This is a genomic window from Bordetella genomosp. 7, assembly GCF_002261265.1.
GTDB lineage: Bacteria > Pseudomonadota > Gammaproteobacteria > Burkholderiales > Burkholderiaceae_B > Bordetella_A.
This window is the reverse complement of record NZ_NEVK01000004.1, coordinates 124,522-145,893: the sequence shown is the minus strand read 5'-3', so window position 1 is coordinate 145,893 and position 21,372 is coordinate 124,522. Positions and strand designations below refer to the sequence as shown.

Genomic DNA, 21,372 nt, shown 5'->3' with positions numbered 1-21,372 from the left:
AGCCATGTTTGAACTTCGCAACGTCACCAAGTCATTCCTGACCCCCAGAGGCAGGCGATATATCTTCCAGAATCTCAATCTCGTCTTGCCCGCCGGGAAGAACATCGGACTGATCGGCAGGAACGGCGCAGGCAAGACCACGCTGATGCGCCTGCTCGGCGGCGCGGATACGCCCGACAGCGGCCGCATCATCACCGACAAGAACATTTCCTGGCCTGTCGGGCTGGGCGGCGGATTTCAGGGCTCACTGACAGGCCGCGAGAACGTCAAGTTCGTTTGCCGTGTGCAAGGCGCCACCGGCGCGCAAATGCGTGCGAAGGTGCAATACGTGGAAGCGTTTGCCGAAATCGGCAAATGGTTCGACGAGCCGGTCAAATCGTATTCCTCCGGGATGCGCTCCCGCCTGGCATTCGGCCTGAGCATGGCTTTCGACTTCGATTACTACCTGATCGATGAAGTGTTGTCGGTGGGCGACCATCACATCCGGGAGAAAAGCACGCGCGTCTTCCGGGAAAAAATGCAGAAATCGAACATCATACTCGTCACGCATTCCATGGGGCAGATTGCAAAATTGTGCGATGTCGTCGTGCTGCTGAAGGAAGGACGGGCGACGTTATACAACGACGTGCAAGAAGGAATAAAGGCTTATCAACAATGAAGATAAAAACCGGCATCACTCTCCCAGGGCTACGGAAATCGCTCTTTGCATGGGTCGTCATCATCCCCACCCTGCTGGCGACGATCTATTTCGCGATCTTCGCGCATGATCGCTATGCCAGCACGGCGCTCGTGGTAGTGCGCCAGGCCCAGGAAAGCCCGGCGGCGGCGGTACCCGGGCTATCGCTGCTCACCGGGGTGCTGAACCCGACCTCGCGCGAAGAAACACTGTTTCTGAGCGAGTATGTGCGGTCCAATGACATGATGAATTACCTGGATCAGCAAATGCAGTGGCCTACCCTGTATGCCGGCCGCATCCGCGATCCGCTGTACTGGCTGCCCGAGGGCGCCGACAGCGAAGACCGCCTGGAATTTTTCCAACGCATCGTGCAGGTGCATTTCGACGATCTGACGGGCCTGTTGCGCGTTGAAGTCCAGGCCTTCGATGCCGCCACCGCAGAGCAGATGCTCTCCTTGATTCTTCGGCAGTCTGAACACTTCATTAACGAAATATCGCATCGCATCGCGCGCGACCATGTGGCATTTGCGGCTGAAGAACTGGTGCGCGCCCGTCGAACGTATGAAGAAAAGTCTGACCAGCTGGTCCAGTTCCAGAATGAACACGGCATGCTCGACAGCGAAGCCGTGGCCACCTCGCGTGCGGGCATCATTGCCAATATCGAGAGCCAGCTCGCCACCGAGCGCGCCACGCTGACCGCGCTGCTGAGCAAACTGGAACCGGCCAGCCCGCAGGCGCAGCAGCAGCGCAATCGTATCCGCGCGCTGGAGAAGCAACTGGTCGAAGAAAAAGAGAAACTCGCTTCCTCGTCGGGAACGGAGCGCCTGAACACCATCGCGGCACAGTTTCGCAACCTGTCGATCGACGCCCAAGTAGCCGAAGAAGCCTACAAGCTTGCGCTGTCGGCCCAGGAAAACGCCCGGATCGAGGCCAACAAAAAAATACGTTCGCTGGTAACGGTCGTGTCGCCCAATCGGCCAGACACCGCAGAATATCCAAGGTCGTTGTATAACATCATCACCTTGTTCGTGTTGTTGTGCTTGCTGTACGGAATACTGCGCTTCGTCCTTGTGACCATTGCTGACCATCGGGATTGAACAATGTCCGACACGGTACACACAGGTTGGTCATTACACTTGCGGCATGACATCGGGGAAGCAACATGAACCTAACGTTTTCCACTCGATTGATCGGCACGGCGTGTTTGTGCGCCGTTCTTTCCGGCTGCGGCATCTTGTCGGGCGCCGGCCCCTATAGTTCCAGCATCACGACCGAGGCGGGCAGCAACAGCCAGCTGCCCTACGAAGTCATTGACCTCGGTCCCAGTACGCTGGCGCCGTACGCCGTGGCCGCACCACAGTCGCCCAGCAACAAGGTTTCAAAAGTGGTGCCCTACGCCGTCCGGCTTGTGCCCGGGGACGTCATTTCCGTCCTGATCTCCGACAGCGCCACAGAAGGCGGCCTGTTTGCGCCATTAAGCATGGGCGGCACCAAGTTTTCCAATGTCCGCATCGACGCCCAGGGGCGCATCTCCCTGCCCTATGCGGGTCGGATTCACGTGAACCAGCTGACTCTGCCGCAGGTGGAAGCCGAGGTGCGCAAGCGGCTCGAGGGCAAGGCCATGGATCCGCAGGTCCATATCGAAATGGTGGGCGACTTGTCGGGTTCCGTGCTCGTTGCCGGGGCTGTAAAGACGCCCGGCAGGTATTCGGCACTGCAAGGCCCTCTTACGCTGCTGGATGCGATCAACATGGCCGGAGGGCCGTTGCTCGAACCTCATCTGACCAGCGTGACGATACGTACCGGCAAGAGCGTCAAGACGCTGAACTATGCCCAGGTGTTGAACGGTCAGAACATGCCGGTTGCGCCGCGCTCGGAGATCGTGGTTGAGCGGGCGCGCAAGCGTTTTGTGGCCATGGGCTCGGTGGTCGAGCCGGGGTTGCACGATCTGCCCTCCGAGCGCCCCAGCCTGCTGGAGGCGCTGGGAGTCGTGGGCGGCCTGAAAGAACAGGCTGCCGACCCTTCCGGCGTATTCATATTCCGGCGAACCCAAACCGATACAGGTGAACCGCGCGCCCAGGTGTTTCGCCTGAACATGCGCAATCCCGAATCCATATTCATAGCTGGGCAATTCGCCATACAACCGGAAGACGCCATCTATGTAACCAATGCAGCAGTATACGAATGGCAGAAGATCATTACCCCGATTGTCCAGACGCTGATACTTTCCAGGGCCTTCTAGGCGCAGGCACCAGGATTTCCCGGGCAAGCATCGGCTGGTTGGACTGGGGGCTTTGGCGCAGAACGGATCTTTCAGCCTTTCTGGGCCTGCCAATCTCGGTTCATGCCGGCACGGCCAGGCCATCAGCCGGCACGGCATTCCTTGGCTGGGGCAGAAAGCGCAGCGGGCTGCGCGCGCTGAAGGCGGCGCAACGATTCTCGCGCGCTTTCCTGCTGCTCGAAGACGGCTTCCTGCGCTCAGTCGGCGGTAACGGGCAACGCTCGTATTCCCTGGTCTCGGACGATGAAGGCATCTACTATGACGCCTCCTGCCCTTCGCGCCTGGAACGCCTGATCCGTAAACCGTTGTCTGACGCTCAAAGCGCGCGCGCCAGGCTCGTGATGGCAATGTGGCGGGACGGCCGCTTGTCCAAGTACAACGGTAGCCGAGACATCGAACCAGACCGGTTGCCGGCACGCTTTGTCCTCGTGGTGGACCAGACCTACCAGGATCTTTCGGTGCAGTATGGCAACGCCGACGCACGCACCTTTGATCGGATGCTGCACGCCGCGCTCGACGATAATCCCGATGCGCAAGTGCTGGTAAAGATCCACCCCGAAGTCGCGATGGGTCGCAAGAAGGGCTATTTCGATGTAGCCCGGCTGGCCGGCATGCCGCGCGTGACGGTGATTGCGGATGATCGGCATCCGGCCGCCCTGCTCGAACATGCGCAGGCGGTCTACGTGGCCACCTCTCAAATGGGCTTCGAAGCGCTGCTATATGGAAAGCCTGCGCATGTTTTCGGAACCCCGTTTTATGCGGGCTGGGGCTTGACGCATGACTACCAGCCCGCACCCAGCCGGCGCACGCCATGCACGCTCGAGCAACTGGTGCACGCCGCGCTGATCGACTATGCCAGCTATCTTGACCCCGACACGGGAAAAAGATGCAATGTGGAAACCTTGATCGCCTGGCTTGCACTGCAACGCCGCCTGCGCAACGATCTGCCGCCCGCCATGATCGCCGTGGGGTTTTCGAACTGGAAAAAGCGCTTCGTGCGCGAATTTCTGTCGGGCAGCACGATCAAGTTCGTGAAGTCGCCAGGGGCCCGTCATTCTGGCTTGCCGATGGCGATGTGGGGTGCAGCGGGCCGGCAGGAAATGCATGGTGCTCGTGCGCTGTACCGCATTGAAGATGGCTTTCTCAGATCCGTCGGACTGGGAGCCCAACTGATACGTCCGATATCATGGGTGATCGATGATATCGGCATCTACTACGATGCAACACAGCCTTCGCGGCTGGAGCGCTTGCTTGCCGACACAGCCTTCGACGAGGCCCTATGCTGCAGGGCTCGCATGCTGCGCGCCGAGATTCTCCGGCGCGGCATCACCAAATACAATCTCAAGTCACCGCGGCGCTGGCAACGGCCAGGCGGCCAGAGGGTGGTGCTGGTCGTGGGGCAAGTCGAAACGGACGCTTCCATCCATTTTGGTGCGAGCGCCCTGCGCACCAACCTTGCGCTGCTGCAAGCCGTGCGGCAGGCCGAACCGGGCGCGACGATTCTGTTCAAGCCCCATCCCGACATGGTCGCAGGGCTGCGGGAACCGGACGCCCACCAGGAACAACTCCTGGACTGGTGCGACGAACTCATCGACGATGTCGCGATCGACGCCCTTTACCCCGAAATGGACGCAGTCCATGTCAATACGTCTCTCGCGGGTTTCGAGGCGCTAATGCGCCAGATACCGGTTGTGGTTTGGGGGCAGCCTTTTTATGCCGGCTGGGGCCTTACCGACGACCGGGGGCTCAGCCCCGAAGTCATGAAGCGCCGTGGACGCAGACTTTCGCTGGATGAGCTGGTCGCCGCGACTTTGATACTGTACCCCCGTTATATCAATCCGGCCACCCGGCAATTTTGTACACCGGAACAAGCGGTTCGGCAGTTGGCAGGCGCCTCGCCCGAATCGAGACCCAGATCGCTGATACGCGGTGCAATCGCAAGGGCGTGCCGCAAAAAATGAAGAAGCACTTTCTCATGCTGCAGGGCGTGAACTCGCCCTTTTTCCAGCGCCTGGGCCAGGCGCTCATGCACGACGGCCACGACGTGCTGAAGGTCAATTTCAACTGTGGCGACGCCTGGTACAGCCGTGGCCTGCAACGCCTAGACTACAAAGGTCCGATCGAGGAACTCGGCCAGTTCTATAGCACCCTGATCGACACCAGAGAGATTACCGATGTAGTGTTGTTCGGTGATCGCCGGCCGCTGCACCGCGCCTGTATTTCCGTGGCTCGGGCGCGGAACCTGCCGGTTCATGTGTTCGAGGAAGGTTACTTCCGCCCGTACTGGATCACGCTGGAACGTGATGGCGTCAATGCACACTCGTCTCTGCCGCGCGATGCCGATTGGTACAGACGCACTGCCCCACGCATACCAGACTACGATAACGGCGAGGCATTTTCGTCGTCATTCAGCGCGCGCGCCTGGCACGATATCGCCTATAACGTGGCCGGTATGCGCAACCGCCTATATTTTCCCCATTATCGCGGTCACAGCCCCGTGCCTGCCTGGCTGGAATACCCTGCGTATCTGCGCAGGGGAATTTCGCTTATTTCTCGTCGCCGATACGACGCGTCACAAATCGACCGGATCGTCGCCGAAAAGTTGCCGTTCTGGCTGGTTCCTTTGCAGCTGAATACGGATGCACAGATCCGTGATCATTCGCCCATCAAAGACATGCCCGAATTCCTGCAACACGTTTTCGCGTCTTTCTCCCGATTTGGAAACGGCGCGGATCTGATGGTGATCAAGAACCATCCGTTGGACAGCGGGCTTATCAACTATCGCGCGGTCATCCGGCGCTTATGCACGGAATATGGTGTTCCCTGCCAGAATGTGATTTATCTGGAAAGTGGCTCATTGCCGATATTGCTCAGCCATGCCCGTGGCGTCGTCACGGTGAACAGCACTGTGGGCGGCTCGGCACTGATACACAATCGCCCGCTCTTCACGTTGGCCGACCCCATCTACAACCTGCCTGGCCTCACCTTCCAGGGCCGCCTGGACGAGTTCTGGACCAATCCGCCGCGTCCGGACGCCATGCTGTTCAAACAGTTCCGCAACGCCGTGATCCACCTCACGCAGGTCAACGGTGGTTTTTATACCCGACAGAGCATCGATATGGCAGTGCGCGGCGCTTTGCCCCGCCTGGCCCGCGCGACTCACCCGCTCGCCGACTACTGAGCGCGGCTACAGGCTCGCCAGCCATGTGCGGGCCAGATCCGACAGGACGAGATCCTGCTTGACGGCTTTGCCCTGGCCATAATTCGACCAGATCACGAAAGGCGTTTTCCCATCGGGCATATAAGTATCGTACACATGGCGCATGATGGGGATATGGTCGCCGAAAATGCAAAGACTGGTCTGCCTGGCACGGCCACGGAACGCTTCGGCCATTTGCCCGAACATGGCATCCGCGTTCTTCAGATGGCGCACGTAGGCCACGAGTTCGTCGTATTGGGGCGGTAACGGCCCGGCCGCGATCGCCTGCCTGTCCTGGTCGGTAACGCGCTCCCAATGCAGGGGGCCGTGGTTTTCCATGGTGATGACGTGCACATACAGGGGCTGGTCCGTGCGGGCATCCAGTTCACGAAGCACGCGTTGACCCAGGGGAATGTCTCCGTAGTAGGGGTGGCTGGCGTCGGTCGGATCGAAATCTTCCAGGCTGATGAACTCGTCGAACCCCAATATGGGAATGATGTCGGCCCTGCGATAGAAGGTCGCATGGAAAGGATGCAGGCAGATCGTGCGATAGCCTTGGGACTTAAGGTGACGCGCCAACGAGGAAGTGCCGGCCGGGGCAAGCCTGCGGTAGGGATTGAACCGGTGCACACCCAACTGGTGCTCGCCCAGGCCGGAAAGAAATGCGAACTCGCTACGGACCGTGTTCGCCCCCCAGGCGGGTACCTGCGCATGACCGTGCATGACCGATTCCGCGCAAAGGCGATCGAATTGCTGCAGGATATCCGCGTTTAAGTGCGGAACGTAGCGGCGAGGATCAAAAAACGATTCGCTCTGGATCGACACGAGATCGGGGCGCCGGCCCTCCGGGATCTGTCCCCACCCCGTGTTGTCGGACCGCGTCGGGATTTCTTTTTCGGCGACGGCATAGCCCCACAGGTAAGCGAGCTGTCCGATCCGGCGCAAATCCGAGGCCGCATCGAAACTCAGGCCTCGCAGAATGGCCGACTTGCAGCTTGCCAGCATTCCCAGCGCCGCCACGAGCACTGCGCCCGGCAGAAGCAGCATGTCCGCGGCAGATACGAAGATGGCAGGTTCGTACCGGACGGCGACCACGCATGCGGCCGCATACGCCGCGGCAAGTAGAGCGATCAACCACAAGTTGATGAAAGGCAAATACAGCCTGGGGTGTTTCAAAGCATCCAGAAAATACTCGATGTCTTGATACACAAAGGGTTCCCTCAGGGCACGGTGCTTGGCATTGCTCACGAGCACCAGCAGCAACTGCAGCAGCAGGAGATTCAGGACGCCGAATATGGGACGCCTGAATATCAGCAGCTCTATTGCGAACCCGACGCCAAAAATACCCGTGTGCGCCACCAGGGCGCGCCAGGGCCGCTTCCAGGGAACTGCCGAGCGCGGGACCAATGCGGCCTCGATCGCCCACGATAGCAAGAGCCCGGATACAGCGACAGCCCACAGCAGGCGCCATCCACCGTCAACCACGGTATCCCAGCCTTTGCAAGATCCACCCCGACACCGCCGGATGAATCACAGACAGCAAAAAACACCCCAGATTCAGCGGAAACGGAAAACTGACACGCGCCTTGTTTTTCTCCAGGCCGTGGCGTATTACCCGCGCGGCCTTGTCTGCCTTCCACAAGAACGGCTTCGGGCCCGGCATGTCGAAACACATTTGAGATTCCACGTACCCCGGCATTACTACGTTGACCCTGACGCCTTCTTGCGCCAGCAGGTCGCGCATGGCTTCGCCGTAGACCTTGACTGCCGCCTTGCTCGCACTGTAGCTGGGCGTTTCGGGCAGGCCGCGCCATGCCGCCAGCGAGCTGATCAGCGCAATCTGCCCGCTTCGGCGCGCCCGCATGGCCGGCAGGCATGCATGCACCGTGGCCATCACGGCCTTGATATTGACGTCGAACAGGCGGTGCATGTCGTCCCAGGATTCGCCCTGCCCTTCGGGCCCGGTGTTGATGTTGACGCCAGCGTTGGCAATGACAAGATCGGGGGCCATGGTCGCGCTGATGTCGGCCAGCCACTGCATAAGGGCGTCGTGATCGCGGATGTCTTGCGCATGCAGCACTGTACGGGCGCCCAGCGCCGCGCATTCCTGAGCAAGCTTGTCCAGTTGTATGCGATTGCGGCCATGCAGAACCAGCGTCCGGGTGCCGGCGCGAGCGTACTCCAGGGCCAGGGCGCTGCCTATACCGCCCGTAGCGCCCGTGATCAGGACGCATGCGGGCGCCTGTGGCGTAGTCATAAAGGTCGACACCGTGCGATTGCTTACACAAGCGGCCCGCGGCCGCTGGTGAAGCGGGGCTGAAACGACACCGGCTTCCCCAGGGGAAGCCGGCACCAATACCAGAGCGCAGAGGGGTTATTCGAGCAGGCTGCGCAGCATCCAGGCGTTTTTCTCGTGGATGTCCATACGCTGGGTCAGCAGGTCGGCGGTGGGCTGGTCGTTGGCGGCATCGGCTTTTTCGAAGGCCGCGCGCGCCGTCTTGGAGACGGCTTCGTTACCCTTGACCAGCAAACGCACCATTTCCAGGGCGTCGGGCACGTTGGCCGGCTCGGCGATGGAAGAAAGCTTGGAGAACTCGCGGTACGTGCCGGGGGCATGTACGCCCAGGGCGCGGATGCGTTCGGCGATGTCGTCCAGCGCAGCCCATTCTTCGGAATACTGGGTCATGAACATCTGGTGCAGCGTGTTGAACAGCGGACCCGTGACGTTCCAGTGGAAATTGTGCGTCATCAGATACAGGGTGTAGCTGTCGGCAAGTACCTTGGAAAGTTCGGCGGCGACAGCAGTACGGTCTTTATCGGAAATGCCGATGTTGATGCGCACCGCAGCAGTGCCGGCGGCTTTGGAAGACTTGGCCATGTAAAGCTCCTTTATTGGGACAACGACTGAACAAGAATACCACCGTAGACTAACGAATGAGTGATCGCAGGCCGTGTTGGCAGGTCATCGATCAACCTAAGTGGCCACGGCCTCTTTATCAAGCATTTTGACCCCCGGCAGGCCGCATTCGTAAACCGCCTGGGCAAGGGCCTCGATGGCGGCCAGCCTGGGAAAGCTGCGGCGCCAGGCCAGCACCACCCGACGCTCGGGCGGCTGCCCTTCGAAAGACAGGTATTTCAGCAGGGCGCGAGGTTGGGCTTCCGGTATCGCTGTCACCGGCAACACCGTTACGCCGATGCCGGCTGCCACCATATGTCGGATGGTCTCGAGCGAAGAGCCTTCGAACGTACGCTGGATGCCGTCGCTGGCCGCCGAAAAGCGCGACAGCTCGGGGCATACTTCCAGCACCTGGTCGCGAAAACAGTGTCCGGACCCGAGCAACAGCATGGTTTGCTGCTTCAGGTCTTCGGAACTGACGGCCTTGCGGTCGGCCCATTCGTGGTCGCGCGGGACGGCCACCACGAACGGTTCGTCATACAGCGGCTGGGTGACCAGGCCGGCCTCAGGTAGCGGCAAGGCCATGATGGCACAGTCGATCTCGCCCTGGCGCAGCAGCTCTACCAGGCGCAAGGTGAAGTTTTCCTGCAGCAGCAGCGGCATCTGTGGAGTGCGCGCAATCTGCATGGGCACCAGGCGCGGCAGCAGGTACGGGCCGATGGTGTGGATGACCCCGACACGCAACGGCCCCGCCAGCGGATCGTGGCCCTGGCGGGCGATTTCCTTGATGCTGGCGCTTTCTTCCAGCACTTTCTGCGCCTGCGTCACGATGCGCTGCCCGATGGCGGTAACGCCCACCTCGGAGCCGCCCCGTTCGAACAAGGTGACCCCCAGTTCATCTTCGAGCTTGCGTATGGCCACCGATAAGGTGGGCTGGCTGACGAAACATGCCTCGGCCGCGCGGCCGAAGTGGCGTTCGCGAGCGACCGCGACGATGTATTTAAGTTCGGTCAGAGTCATGTTGGTGCGTACCTTGCCACGGTCGGCGGTGGGTGACGGAAAATAAAACGGCTTTCATGTGCGCAGGAAGTCTTCGCGGCCGCGCATCCAGCGCGCCAGGTGTGCCTCGGCCACGGCGGGATGTTCGGCCCTTAGCCAGGCCGCCGCCTCGCGCGCCTGCTCTGCAATGCCGATGTCGGATTCCAGGTCGGCGAAACGCAACAAAGCCATGCCCGATTGCCGGGTGCCCAGGAATTCGCCAGGGCCGCGCAGTTCAAGGTCGCGGCGGGCTATCTCGAAGCCGTCCGACGTTTCGAACATGGCTCGCAGACGTTGCCGCGCCACTTGTGACAACGGCGTCTGGTACAGCAGCACGCATACCGATTCGGCGCTGCCCCGCCCTACCCGTCCGCGCAGCTGGTGCAACTGGGCCAGGCCGAAGCGTTCGGCATGTTCGATGACCATCAGCGACGCATTGGGAACGTCTACCCCGACCTCGATGACCGTGGTCGCCACCAGCAGGTCGATGTCGCCATCGCGAAACGCCTGCATGACGGCCGCCTTGTCGGCTTGCGGCAAGCGTCCATGCACCAGGCCCAGCCGCAGATCGGGCAGTTCCGCGCGCATGGCCTCGTAGGTGTCTACCGCCGTTTGCAGTTGCAGCGCCTCGCTTTCTTCGACCAGCGGGCACACCCAATAGGCTTGCCGGCCTTCGCGCACCGCGCCGGCTACATGCGCGACGACCTCGTCGCGGCGTGCGTCGGAGACCAGTTTGGTCACCACCGGCGTGCGGCCCGGCGGAAGTTCGTCGATAACCGAGACGTCCAGGTCCGCGAAGAAGGTCATCGCCAACGTGCGCGGAATAGGCGTGGCGCTCATGTTGAGCTGGTGAGGAACAGTGCGCCCCTCGGGCGCTTCGCCCTTGCGCGTCAGCGCCAGCCGCTGCCCGACCCCGAAACGGTGTTGCTCATCGACAATCGACAGCCCCAGGTTGTGGAATTCGACGTGGTCCTGGATGAGCGCCTGCGTGCCGACCACCAACTGCACGCTGCCATCGGCCGCACTGGCGGCGGCCTGGCGACGAGCCTTGGCGCTGAGGCTGCCGCTTAGCCAGGCCACATTTACGCCCAGCGGCTGCAACCACGAAACCAGCTTGCGAAAATGCTGCTCGGCCAGAATTTCTGTGGGAGCCATCAGCGCCACCTGTGCCCCGCAGGCAATAGCCTGGGCCGCCGCAAGCGCGGCAACGACTGTCTTGCCGCTGCCCACGTCGCCCTGAAGCAGGCGGTGCATCGGATGCGACCGGGACAGATCGCCGGAGATCTCCTGCACGACTCTTTGCTGAGCTCCGGTCAGCCGAAACGGCAAGGCCTGGTAAAGGCGCTGCACCAGCCCCCCCGGCTCGTCCCGGTGCGGCAACGGAGTGGCGCGAATCGAACGGCGCGCCGCGCGCGCAGCCGCCAACGATAACTGCTGGGCCAGCAGCTCGTCGAACTTGATGCGACGCCAGGCCGGGTGGCCGCGTTCGACGAGATCGTCTTCGGAAATCCCCGGCGGCGGCGCATGCAACAGGCGAATGGCAGGCGCAAACGGCATCAGCTCGTAGCGTTCGAGCGCCTCCGCGGGCAAGGTGTCGTCCAGATTGGCTTGCTGCAGCGCCTGCGTGATGGCTTTGCGCAATGACGGCTGCGACAGCCCGTCGGTGCTGGGGTAGACCGGCGTCAGGGCCTGGGGCAGCGGCGTGTCGGCGGCGGTCAGGCGCGGATGCACCATTTCACGGCCGAACAGGCCGCCGCGAACCTCGCCTCGCGCGCGCAGGCGACGCCCGGCGGCCACCTGCTTTTGCTGGCTGGGGTAAAAGTTCAGCCAGCGCAACTGCAATTCGCCCGTTTCGTCGGCCATGACGGCCGTCAACTGGCGGCGCGGCCGGTACAGGATTTCGCTGCGCAGGATCTCGCCTTCGACCTGGGCGGGCTCGCCCGGGCGCAGCGATGCGATCGGCACGATGCGCGTTTCGTCTTCGTAGCGCAGCGGCAAATGCAGAATACAGTCGTCAGCAGTCACCAGGCCCAGGCTGTGCAGCTTGCGCTGCACGTCCGTGAGCGATGTTCCGGCGGCAGAAGCGCCAGCGGATTTGCGGGCTGCGGCGGTGGCCGGCATGACGGCGCCTGGCTGCTGCGCGTGCGCGCAGCCTACAGAACCAGGATGGCCTCGACTTCGAACTGCGCGCCCTTGGGCAGGCTGGCCACGCCAATGGTCGAGCGCGCAGGAAACGGCTGCGGAATGATCTCGGCCATGATGGCGTTGGCGGCGGTGAACTTGTTCAGGTCGGTAAGGAACAGCGTCAGCTTGACGATATTGTCCAATGTGCCGCCCGCTTCTTTGATGACGGCCTGCATATTGGCAAACGCCTGGCGTACCTGGGCCTCGAAGTTTTCGGACACCAGGTCGCCGGTGCCTGGCTCGAGCCCGATCTGGCCGGACAAATACACCGTCTTGGTGCCGGTAACGGCAATCGCTTGCGAGTACGGGCCGACGGCGGCAGGCGCTTCGTCGGTATGGATGATCTGCTTGCTCATGGACCGTATCCTTGGGTCAGTCGGTTAGACACACTGCACTATTGGAGTTTACTCATCAATAGGCAATTGCGAAAGACAGAAGTTCCTGCCCATTGCGCACGAAATCGCCGCATGCACCTGCCGAAAGCGGCTTGGCCAGCGGAGACGTAGCCATCCCTGCCCCATGAATTGATCGGCCTGCTGGATGAATTTATCTTAATTTTCGATTTAACTTATTAAGCGCCCCTGCCTATAGTGCGGTGTACAACTACAGGAGACATTCATGCGCACCACTCCGCTACGATCACTTGCCGCCCTGCTCGCCAGCCTGCCCATGGTTGCAGCCGCCGCGCAGGACTTTCCCGCCAAGCCCATCACGTTCATTGTTCCGTTTACTGCGGGCAGCGCCACGGATCAGCTGGGCCGGGCCATCGGCCAAGGCGTGGCCGAACAGACAGGCCAATCGGTAGTGATCGAGAACAAGCCGGGCGCCAGCGCCATGATCGGGGCGCAGACAGCGGCGCGCGCCGCGCCCGACGGTTATACGGTGCTGATTACGACGAACACCACGCATGCGGCCAACGAACATCTTTACAAAAGCCTGCCCTACGACCCGGTAAAGGACTTTTCCCCCGTGACGCTGTTGGGCAAGGGTGGGCAATTTATGGTGGTCAACCCGTCCTCCGAGGCCAAGAGCGTGTCGGACTTCCTGGCGTTGGCCAGGAAGTCTCCGGGCAAGCTGAGTTTCGGCAGCGGCAGTTCTAGCAGCCGTATCGCCGGAGAACTGCTGCAGCAGATGGCCGACGTGAAGCTGCTGCACGTGCCGTACAAAAGCAATCCGCTGGCGATTACCGATCTGCTGGGCGGGCAGATCGACATGATGATCACGGACAGCGCCACTGGCCTGCCGCAGGTCGAAGCCGGCAAGCTGCGGGGGCTGGGCTTTACCGGTAGCGAACGGTCGCCGCTGGCGCCCAACCTGCCCACCATCGCCGAGGCCGGCGTGCCCGGCTACGAGATGGGCTACTGGTTCGGCGCCTATGTGCCGGCCGGCACGCCGCAGGCCGTGGTCACCAAGCTGAATGACTTGCTGATCAAAGCCACGCAGCGGCAGGCGGCGCAGCATTTCTACAAATCGACGGGCACCACCCCCGCCACGTCCACGCCCCAGGAGCTGGCGCAGTTCCAGCGCAACGAGTCGCAGAAGTGGGGCGACATTATCAAGAAGGCCGGCATACAGCCGGAATGACCCGCAGCAGTCCGTGTTTCCCCCTGGTACCCGCGGCCCGGCCTCGGTGCTAAAACCGACGGGCGGATATACCGCGCAAGGGGAAACACAGATGCAGCTTTCCAATCATTCGGCCCATCGCTGCGCGATCGCGGCCGCCATGCTGGCCGGTGCCTGCATGGCCACGCAGGCCACAGCCCAGACCCGTCTTGAACTGATCAACGAGTATCCGGCCACGTCGATCACCGCCTCGGCCGACCTGCAATTCGCCGATCTGGTCAAAAAAGCGTCGGCGGGCGGGATCGTCATTGAGACACGCCAGGAAAAGCAGAACCCTTACAAAGGGGATGCGCAGGTGGCGGCGGTGATCGACGGCAAAACCCAGATGGCGACGCTGTTCGGCGGGGTACTGGGCAACAAGGATACGCTGTTCCTGCTGTCGTCCCTGCCCTTCGCCGCCAGGGATTTCAAGCAGGCCCGCACTCTGTATGAATGCGCCCGCCCCGCGCTGGAACAGCGCGCGCAGGCGCTGGGCGCGCACTTGCTGTATGTGACGCCCTGGCCGCCTTCGGGGATCTGGTCGGTGCAGCCGCTGCAAAGCGAAGCCGACATCAAGGCCTTGAAGATCCGCACCTACGACGCCACCAGCAAGTCCGTGTTCGAGAGAGTGGGCGCGCAAAGCGTGCAGATGCCTTATTCCGCGCTGGCCGACAAACTGGCTGCCGGCGAGGTCAACGCAGTGCTGACCTCGGGCGACGGCGGCGCGGGTCGCAACCTGTGGAACCACCTGCCCCATTTCACCGCCGTAAGCTATTCGATACCGCTGAGCTACACCATCATCAATAAAAAGACCTGGGACGAGCTAGGCGCCGGCGACCAGGCGATTCTGAGCGAAGCGGCGAAGAAAGTCTCCGCCACGTCATGGGCTGGCGTCGAACAGCGCATTGAAGCCAACTATGCGCGCATGCGGGAAAACAAAATGACGCTCGCCACACAACCGTCTGATTCGATCATGGCGGCGCTCAAGCGCGCCGGGGATGAAGAAACGCAGGCATGGCTGAAGGCCAATCCGCTGTCCGATAAAGAGGCTGCCTGCCTGTCGGCGCCCGGAGCATGACGGCGTAGCAGCCCTCAGTGCGCCTACCTGAGGTTTCCAGCCTGCCACACGGACTTATCCGCGCAGCAGGCTGAGCACTGTCTGCGGAATCTGGTTGGCCTGGGCCAGCACGGCCTGCACAGCCTGCTGCACAATCTGGCTCCGTATCATATTGGACGTTTCCACGGCATAGTCGGCATCTTCGATACGCGATCGGGCCGAATTCAAGGCCAGCTGCGACGTCGACAGGCCCTCGAGCACAGATTCGAGCCGATTCTGAGTCGCGCCCAGATAGGTGCGATACCCGTCTACCTGCGCGATGGCGGCGTCGATCTGCGCCAGCGAATCCGGCTGCATAAGTTCGATCGTGTTCGCATTCGGGCCACTCAGGTAGAACTTGTTGTTGAGCCGGCCCGCCAGCGGATCGTATTCCACGAAGTGCCCCTGCCATTCGAGGTACTTCACGTAGTTGCCGTCTTTATCCCAGCCCAGTTTTACGTTGTCGATCGGCTGGTCGTCCAGGGTCACGCCGCGCGCGGGATCCTCGATGTCGGCCTGTTGGTAGCCATTGTGCACGCGATACGTAGCCACCCCGGATGCGTGGTCAAACACCAGGGCCCCTTCTGCCCGATGGTAGTAATCGTCGCCCACCTTGACTGCGTACTCGCCCGGCCGGGCGCTTCCATCGCGATTCCTGACCTGGTGGATGGTGATAGAACCCGGTGTCACGTGATAGGCGGCTTCCGCCTCGCCAGGTTTCAGCAGCACCCCGTCCCGGTTGATGATGCCTTCAAGCTCGAGCTTCCACGTGCCGGCATTGGCACCGCTGGCGATCGTAATCTCTGACAGCGGCGGCCCCACCGGAGGCCGGATAGCGTTCACGCCCAACGTATCGGTATTCAGCGGTTGCAGATTCAACTCCAGCGTATCGGATGCCTCGCTCGACAGCTGGAAGCGCAGCGACTGCTCGGCGTCGAGCAGGCCTCGCCCCGCAAAGTTCAGCTCTGCGCCGATGCGATTGATCTCGTCGCGGATCTGCGCGATTTCTGTCTGGATAAACTCCCGATCCTGGAAAGACAATGAGCCGTTGCGGTGCTGCACGGTGAGCTCGCGCATGCGCTGCAATAGCGAATTGATGTCGGATGCGCCCCCCTCCACGGTCTGCAGGAGACCGATGGCGTCAGACACGGTGCGCATGGCGGCCGCGTTGCCCTTGATCCGGCTTGTCATGCGGTTGGCGATGGCAAGCCCCGCCGCATCGTCGCGGGCCGAATTGATCCTCAGCCCGGACGATAGCCTTTCCACACTCGACCCCAGCACGGCCTGCGAGCGCTTGAGATGTGAGTTGGCCCACCCCGAGAAGGGGCTGAAATTTATCAACATAGGATTGCAACTGCGACGTAGACATGATGTATATCGTCCGCGCTTCGCAAAGATTTAGCTTTTCTACATATATTTTATGTTTCGTAACAATAACGGCGATTCTTGCTAACCCGCGCAATGCCCGACGCCCACGCGAAAAAGCCCTGCCCGCGAAACGGACAGGGCTTGCGCTGCGGTACCCGGGCGACGCGGGGCGGTTTACTTTTCGACGAACGCCCGTTCGACCACGTAGTCACCCGGCTCGCCAACCCCCGGCGACACCGTGAAGCCGCGCGAATCGAGCATGGCGCTGATGTCGGCCAGCATATGCGGGCTGCCGCAAAGCATGGCGCGATCGGTCTCGGGATTGATGGGCGGCAGGCCGATGTCTTGGCACAGCTTGCCGTTTTCAAGCAGCTCGGTGATGCGCCCCTGGTTGCGGAAGGGCTCGCGCGTGACCGTGGGATAGTAAATGAGCTTTTCGCGGACGACGTCGCCGAAGAATTCGTTGTTGGGCAGCTCGTTTTCGATGAAATCGGCGTAGGCCAGTTCGCTGACCCACCGCACGCCGTGCACCAGCACGACCTTTTCGAAGCGCTCGTAGACGTCGGGGTCTTTGATGATGCTCATGAAGGGAGCCAGGCCCGTGCCGGTGCCGAACAGGAACAGGTGCTTGCCCGGCTTGAGGTCGTCTACCACCAGCGTGCCCACCGGTTTGCGGCTGACCAGGATGGTGTCGCCTTCTTTCAGGTGTTGCAGGCGCGAGGTCAGGGGCCCGTTCTGGACCTTGATGCTGAGAAACTCAAGGTTTTCTTCGTAGTTGGCGCTGGCGATGCTGTAGGCACGCATGAGGGGCTTGCCTTCGACTTCCAGGCCGATCATGACGAAATGGCCGTTGTGGAACCGCAGGGCCGCGTCACGCGTGGTGGTGAAGGAAAAAAGCGTATCGTTCCAGTGGCGCACGCTCAGTACGCGCTCGGTATTGAAAGCTGCCATGTCGCTGAAATGGTACGACGCACCAGGTACGCCGGATGGATTTCCGTACTGCAGAAAAGACGCTGCACGGGCTAAGGGTTATCCCTATTTTAACGCGAGTGCTTGATAACTGCTCTCATTAATCCGTAATGCCTTTATAACTTTTTGATAGAGATCAGGCGTCCGGCCGCCAAGCCGTCTTCAAGTTGAACGCCAAACGGCTTCCTGTTATTGTCGCACCTACTTGATAATCATTTTCGTTAACGGACGCGCTGCGGCGTGCGTGCGGATGCCGCTTTGTGTCCGTTTTATCCTGCACTGGAGCTCTCCATGTCGATCCGACGCCTTTCCTTGACCCCCCTGCTGGGCGCGCTTGCGGTGGCTGGCAGCATCTTCGCCGCGCCCGCGGCGGCTGCTGACGAAGTCAGCCTGTACACCACTCGCGAACCGAAGCTGATCCAGCCGATGCTGGATGCGTTCACTAAAGAAAGCGGCATCAAGGTCAACACGGTGTTTGTCAAAGACGGCCTGCTGGAGCGTGTGAAAGCCGAAGGCGCGCAGTCGCCCGCCGACGTGTTGATGACCGTGGACATCGGCAACCTGATCGATCTGGTCGACGGCGGCGTCACCCAGCCCATCAAGTCGGAAACCCTGAATTCGGTGATCCCCGCCAACCTGCGCGGCGCGGACGGCCAGTGGTACACGCTGTCGCTGCGCGACCGCGTGCTGTATGCGGCCAATGATCTGGAACTCGACAGCTTCCACTATGAAGACTTGGCCGACCCGAAATGGAAGAACAAGGTGTGCATCCGCTCGGGCCAGCACCCCTATAACACGGGCATGGTGGCCGCAATGATCGCCCATGACGGAGCAGAAGCCACCGAGCAATGGCTGCGCGGCGTGAAAGCCAACCTGGCCCGCAAGGCGGCTGGCGGCGACCGTGACGTGGCGCGCGATATCCTGGGCGGCATTTGCGACATCGGCATCGCCAATGCGTATTACGTCGGCCACATGAAGAACGCCGAGCCGGGTACCGATGCCCGCAAATGGGGTGATGCGATCAAGGTTGTGCGTCCCACGTTCAAGAACGGCGGCGACGGCACGCACGTGAACATCAGCGGCGCGGCTGTGGCCAAGCATGCTCCCAACAAAGACAACGCCATCAAGCTGCTGGAATTCCTGGTGTCCGAGCCGGCCCAGACGCTGTACGCCCGTGCCAACTACGAATACCCGGTCCGCAAGGGTGTGAAATTGGATCCCGTGGTGGCCAGCTTTGGCGAATTGAAGGTAGACTCCCTGCCCGTTGCCGAAGTCGCCAAGTACCGCAAACAGGCCAGCGAACTCGTCGACAAAGTGGGCTTTGACAACTAAGCCTGCGTGAAAAGCGACGCATGGCCTGAACGGCCTTCGCGTTGTTCGGCGCCGGCCGGCGACGGCCGGCGCGGCGCAAACGTAATCAGGTGTCTGACTCCAGGCCGGAGATCAGGCACCTTCTTTCTTGAAGCATGCATACAGAAACCTTGCCTCGCCCATGGCGTTTGCGCGGACCTGAACGCGGCGCGGGGTGGCTGACTGGCGCCGCGCTGGTGGCGCTGGCTGTCCTGGCGCCGTTGGGCGCGCTGGCCTGGCAGGCGGCACATGCGGACCTATCTCACTGGTCGCACCTGACGCAGTACGTATTGCCCCAGGCGTTCGCCAACACCGCGCTGCTGCTGCTGGGCGTGGGCATATTGGTCACGATGCTGGGCACCGGCGCCGCCTGGCTGGTGACGGCGTACGAGTTTCCCACCCGCCGCACGCTGACCTGGACGCTGCTGCTGCCCCTGGCAGTGCCTACCTACATCATTGCCTTTGCCTATCTGGACCTGCTGCACCCCATCGGTCCGATCCAGACCGCAATACGCACCGTGCTTGGCTACGACAGCCCTCGAGAGTTCCGCCTGCCCGACCTGCGTTCTATCTACGGCGCCATTTTCGTGCTGGGCTTCGTGCTGTACCCGTACGTGTACCTGAGCACCCGCATCATGTTCATGACGCAGGCGGCCAGCCTGCTCGAGGCCGCGCGCACGCTGGGCGCCGGCCGTGTGGGCGTGTTCGTGCGGGTGGCCTTGCCGCTGGCGCGGCCGGCCATTGCCGTGGGCGCAAGCCTGGCGCTGCTGGAAACCCTGAACGACATCGGCGCGTCCGAATTCCTGGGCGTGCAGACCCTGACCGTGTCGGTATACACCACCTGGATCACCCGCTCAGACCTTGCCAGCGCGGCCCAGATCGCGCTGACGATGCTTGCCATCGTGGTGGGGCTGATCCTGCTGGAGCGGCACGGGCGCAAGCGCCAACGCTATGCCAATACGCAGCGGATGCGCCCGATGCAGCCGCGTCGGCTGCGCGGCGCGGCCGCCCTGCTCGCCATCGTGCTGGGCTGGATACCCGTCCTGATCGGTTTTGTGGCGCCGGCCGGATACCTGGTGGTAGAAACCTACAAGCGCCTGCATCTTGTGGGGGGCGTGTCCAGCCAACTGTTGAATGGCCTGTTCAATACGCTGGCTGTGGCGTTTACCGCCACCATCGTGACCCTGATTTGCGGGCTGATCGTGGCCTGGTCCGGCCGTACGTTACGCGAAAGCGCGCGTTTCAACCCGGGACGTGCATGCGCCCGCATTGCCAGCCTGGGTTACGCCGTGCCCGGCACAGTGCTGGCCATCGGGCTGCTGGTGCCGTTTACCTGGATCGATCGCCAGATAGGCGCGGTGTTCGGCACGCAAGGCCTGTTTTTGATGGGTTCGATGGGCGCCCTGGTATGCGCATACACAATGCGCTTCCTGGCGGTGTCGGTAGGCGGTATCGAAGCCGGGCTGGCGCGTATTCCGCCTTCGTTGGAACAGGCGTCCCGCCTGCTGGGGGAATCCGCCGGCAGCACGCTGCGCCGTGTGCATCTACCCTTGCTGCGCCCCGCGTTGGCCGCGGCCGCCCTGCTGGTTTTCGTGGACGCCATGAAAGAGCTGCCGGCCACGTTGCTGCTGCGACCGCTGAATTTCGAAACACTGGCGACCTGGCTATACGCCGAGGCCGCGCGCGGCACATACGAGGAAGGCGCGGTCGCAGCGCTGGCCATTGTGCTGGCCGGGCTGCTGCCCGTCATCCTGCTGGCGCGCACTAATTTGAAGATGGGACATTGATATCGTGCCCGACCTGCTTGAACTAGACCGCATCTGCCTGGCATACGATACCCCTCAGGGGCATAAGTCTGTGGTGCGGGACCTGTCGTTGTCGCTGCCCGCCGGCCATATCGGCTGCCTGCTCGGCGAATCCGGCTGTGGCAAAACCACCATCCTGCGCGCGATTGCGGGTTTCGAGCCGCTGCGCGCGGGGCACATCGCCCTGGACGGCACCATCATTTCGTCGCCCACGGTGCAGGTGGCTCCGGAGCTGCGCCGCGTAGGCATGATGTTCCAGGACTACGCGTTGTTTCCCCACCTGACCGCGGCGCAGAATGTAGCTTTTGGCCTGCGCCGGATGGGCAGCGCCCAACGTACCGCCCGCGTACGTGAAATGCTGGACCTGGTAGGGTTGGCGGCCTCGGCCGACAGTTATCCGCACGAGATATCCGGCGGCCAGCAGCAGCGCGTGGCGCTGGCTCGCGCACTGGCGCCGTCGCCCGAGCTGTTGCTGCTGGACGAGCCTTTCTCCAACCTGGACGTCGATACGCGCGAGCGCCTGGCGTTCGAGGTACGCGAAATCCTGAAATCGACTGGACATACGGCGATTCTGGTGACGCATAACCAGGCCGAAGCATTTGCCATCGCCGACCGCATCGGGGTCATGAAGGAAGGCAAGATCGTGCAATGGGATACGCCCTACAACCTGCACCACCACCCTGCGGACGGTTTCGTACGGGATTTCGTGCGGCGCGAAACGCTGGCGGCCCAGCGGCAACAGGCCTACGCCCGCGGAATGTAGCCGCCCGCAATACAGTAATGCCATTTGGGAAGGCGTCTGACCTCCGCAGGGTGTCTGACACCTGTCGGAGTCAGACACCGATTCGTTGGCGAGCGGCGGGGATGCGGTTTGGCGGGTGTCTGACTCCCGCAGGGTGTCTGACACC

At 61.9% G+C, this 21,372-nt stretch carries 18 protein-coding genes; 10 read left to right on the top strand and 8 right to left on the bottom strand.

Annotation, left to right across the window (positions count from 1 at the left end):
* Positions 1-4 precede the first annotated feature (4 nt).
* The 5 genes from CAL19_RS07905 to CAL19_RS07885 all read left to right on the top strand — a co-directional run bounded on the left by CAL19_RS07905 (position 5) and on the right by CAL19_RS07885 (position 6,138).
* Positions 5-658, top strand: coding sequence for an ABC transporter ATP-binding protein (locus CAL19_RS07905; RefSeq protein WP_026641320.1), 654 nt, complete (start codon positions 5-7; stop codon positions 656-658).
* Positions 655-1,773, top strand: a complete 1,119-nt coding sequence (locus tag CAL19_RS07900; protein ID WP_094796492.1) for an ABC transporter permease — start codon at positions 655-657, stop codon at positions 1,771-1,773. The genes CAL19_RS07905 and CAL19_RS07900 overlap by 4 nt, the downstream gene beginning before the upstream one ends.
* A 65-nt stretch (positions 1,774-1,838) precedes the next feature.
* A complete protein-coding gene (locus CAL19_RS07895; protein WP_051423910.1) occupies positions 1,839-2,918 on the top strand; it encodes a polysaccharide biosynthesis/export family protein in 1,080 nt (359 codons plus the stop codon).
* Positions 2,861-4,918 (top strand): capsular polysaccharide biosynthesis protein, encoded by a 2,058-nt coding sequence (locus tag CAL19_RS07890; protein WP_094796491.1) that lies wholly within the window; start codon positions 2,861-2,863, stop codon positions 4,916-4,918. Before CAL19_RS07895 ends, CAL19_RS07890 begins: the two co-directional genes overlap by 58 nt.
* Positions 4,915-6,138, top strand: coding sequence for a capsule biosynthesis protein (locus CAL19_RS07885; RefSeq protein WP_094796490.1), 1,224 nt, complete (start codon positions 4,915-4,917; stop codon positions 6,136-6,138). Before CAL19_RS07890 ends, CAL19_RS07885 begins: the two co-directional genes overlap by 4 nt.
* Positions 6,139-6,144: 6 nt before the next feature.
* On the opposite strand, the gene CAL19_RS07880 is transcribed toward CAL19_RS07885, so the two are convergent.
* The 6 genes from CAL19_RS07880 to CAL19_RS07855 form a co-directional block, all read right to left on the bottom strand.
* On the bottom strand, positions 6,145-7,590 hold the full coding sequence (locus CAL19_RS07880) for an LTA synthase family protein (protein ID WP_094796489.1): 1,446 nt from the start codon (positions 7,588-7,590) through the stop codon (positions 6,145-6,147).
* A gap of 43 nt (positions 7,591-7,633) precedes the next feature.
* Complete coding sequence (locus tag CAL19_RS07875) at positions 7,634-8,413, bottom strand: SDR family NAD(P)-dependent oxidoreductase (protein WP_094796488.1); 780 nt, start codon at positions 8,411-8,413, stop codon at positions 7,634-7,636.
* 117 nt (positions 8,414-8,530) lie between these two features.
* Positions 8,531-9,034: a Dps family protein gene (locus CAL19_RS07870; protein WP_026641314.1), complete on the bottom strand. Its 504-nt coding sequence runs from the start codon at positions 9,032-9,034 to the stop codon at positions 8,531-8,533.
* A 96-nt stretch (positions 9,035-9,130) separates the two neighbouring features.
* Positions 9,131-10,072 (bottom strand): LysR substrate-binding domain-containing protein, encoded by a 942-nt coding sequence (locus CAL19_RS07865; protein ID WP_026641313.1) that lies wholly within the window; start codon positions 10,070-10,072, stop codon positions 9,131-9,133.
* Positions 10,073-10,126: 54 nt separating this feature from the next.
* Positions 10,127-12,211: an ATP-dependent DNA helicase RecG gene (gene recG, locus CAL19_RS07860; protein WP_094796487.1), complete on the bottom strand. Its 2,085-nt coding sequence runs from the start codon at positions 12,209-12,211 to the stop codon at positions 10,127-10,129.
* Between the two features lie 32 nt (positions 12,212-12,243).
* Complete coding sequence (locus CAL19_RS07855; protein WP_026641311.1) at positions 12,244-12,630, bottom strand: Rid family detoxifying hydrolase; 387 nt, start codon at positions 12,628-12,630, stop codon at positions 12,244-12,246.
* Positions 12,631-12,892: 262 nt separating this feature from the next.
* Here CAL19_RS07855 and CAL19_RS07850 point away from each other — a divergent pair, with 262 nt between their 5' ends.
* Positions 12,893-13,858, top strand: coding sequence for a Bug family tripartite tricarboxylate transporter substrate binding protein (locus tag CAL19_RS07850; protein ID WP_026641310.1), 966 nt, complete (start codon positions 12,893-12,895; stop codon positions 13,856-13,858).
* A 91-nt stretch (positions 13,859-13,949) separates the two neighbouring features.
* On the top strand, positions 13,950-14,954 hold the full coding sequence (gene dctP / locus CAL19_RS07845) for a TRAP transporter substrate-binding protein DctP (protein WP_026641309.1): 1,005 nt from the start codon (positions 13,950-13,952) through the stop codon (positions 14,952-14,954).
* Between the two features lie 54 nt (positions 14,955-15,008).
* On the opposite strand, the gene CAL19_RS07840 is transcribed toward dctP, so the two are convergent.
* Together CAL19_RS07840 and CAL19_RS07835 are read right to left on the bottom strand one after the other, a co-directional pair.
* Complete coding sequence (locus tag CAL19_RS07840) at positions 15,009-16,316, bottom strand: flagellin (RefSeq protein ID WP_094796486.1); 1,308 nt, start codon at positions 16,314-16,316, stop codon at positions 15,009-15,011.
* Positions 16,317-16,514: 198 nt separating this feature from the next.
* Positions 16,515-17,291 carry a ferredoxin--NADP reductase gene (locus tag CAL19_RS07835; protein WP_026641307.1) on the bottom strand — a complete coding sequence of 259 codons (777 nt, stop codon included), beginning with the start codon at positions 17,289-17,291 and terminating at the stop codon, positions 16,515-16,517.
* Positions 17,292-17,600: 309 nt separating this feature from the next.
* Here CAL19_RS07835 and CAL19_RS07830 point away from each other — a divergent pair, with 309 nt between their 5' ends.
* The 3 genes from CAL19_RS07830 (at position 17,601) to CAL19_RS07820 (ending at position 21,227) form a co-directional block, all read left to right on the top strand.
* The gene (locus CAL19_RS07830) at positions 17,601-18,641 is read left to right on the top strand and encodes a Fe(3+) ABC transporter substrate-binding protein (protein ID WP_026641306.1); all 1,041 of its coding nucleotides are present in this window, start codon (positions 17,601-17,603) and stop codon (positions 18,639-18,641) included.
* A 134-nt stretch (positions 18,642-18,775) separates the two neighbouring features.
* Positions 18,776-20,446: an ABC transporter permease gene (locus CAL19_RS07825; RefSeq protein ID WP_094796485.1), complete on the top strand. Its 1,671-nt coding sequence runs from the start codon at positions 18,776-18,778 to the stop codon at positions 20,444-20,446.
* A gap of 4 nt (positions 20,447-20,450) precedes the next feature.
* A complete protein-coding gene (locus CAL19_RS07820; protein ID WP_026641304.1) occupies positions 20,451-21,227 on the top strand; it encodes an ABC transporter ATP-binding protein in 777 nt (258 codons plus the stop codon).
* Positions 21,228-21,372: the final 145 nt, after the last annotated feature.

Excerpts from the sequence above, each read along its gene's own strand:
- CAL19_RS07905 (WP_026641320.1), top strand. The coding sequence starts at position 5 with ATGTTTGAACTTCGCAACGTCACCAAGTCATTCCTGACCCCCAGAGGC.
- CAL19_RS07900 (WP_094796492.1), top strand. The coding sequence starts at position 655 with ATGAAGATAAAAACCGGCATCACTCTCCCAGGGCTACGGAAATCGCTC.
- CAL19_RS07895 (WP_051423910.1), top strand. The coding sequence starts at position 1,839 with ATGAACCTAACGTTTTCCACTCGATTGATCGGCACGGCGTGTTTGTGC.
- CAL19_RS07890 (WP_094796491.1), top strand. The coding sequence starts at position 2,861 with ATGGCAGAAGATCATTACCCCGATTGTCCAGACGCTGATACTTTCCAG.
- CAL19_RS07885 (WP_094796490.1), top strand. The coding sequence starts at position 4,915 with ATGAAGAAGCACTTTCTCATGCTGCAGGGCGTGAACTCGCCCTTTTTC.
- CAL19_RS07875 (WP_094796488.1), bottom strand. The coding sequence starts at position 8,413 with ATGACTACGCCACAGGCGCCCGCATGCGTCCTGATCACGGGCGCTACG.
- CAL19_RS07870 (WP_026641314.1), bottom strand. The coding sequence starts at position 9,034 with ATGGCCAAGTCTTCCAAAGCCGCCGGCACTGCTGCGGTGCGCATCAAC.
- CAL19_RS07865 (WP_026641313.1), bottom strand. The coding sequence starts at position 10,072 with ATGACTCTGACCGAACTTAAATACATCGTCGCGGTCGCTCGCGAACGC.
- recG (WP_094796487.1), bottom strand. The coding sequence starts at position 12,211 with ATGCCGGCCACCGCCGCAGCCCGCAAATCCGCTGGCGCTTCTGCCGCC.
- CAL19_RS07855 (WP_026641311.1), bottom strand. The coding sequence starts at position 12,630 with ATGAGCAAGCAGATCATCCATACCGACGAAGCGCCTGCCGCCGTCGGC.
- CAL19_RS07850 (WP_026641310.1), top strand. The coding sequence starts at position 12,893 with ATGCGCACCACTCCGCTACGATCACTTGCCGCCCTGCTCGCCAGCCTG.
- dctP (WP_026641309.1), top strand. The coding sequence starts at position 13,950 with ATGCAGCTTTCCAATCATTCGGCCCATCGCTGCGCGATCGCGGCCGCC.
- CAL19_RS07840 (WP_094796486.1), bottom strand. The coding sequence starts at position 16,316 with ATGTTGATAAATTTCAGCCCCTTCTCGGGGTGGGCCAACTCACATCTC.
- CAL19_RS07835 (WP_026641307.1), bottom strand. The coding sequence starts at position 17,291 with ATGGCAGCTTTCAATACCGAGCGCGTACTGAGCGTGCGCCACTGGAAC.
- CAL19_RS07830 (WP_026641306.1), top strand. The coding sequence starts at position 17,601 with ATGTCGATCCGACGCCTTTCCTTGACCCCCCTGCTGGGCGCGCTTGCG.
- CAL19_RS07825 (WP_094796485.1), top strand. The coding sequence starts at position 18,776 with ATGCATACAGAAACCTTGCCTCGCCCATGGCGTTTGCGCGGACCTGAA.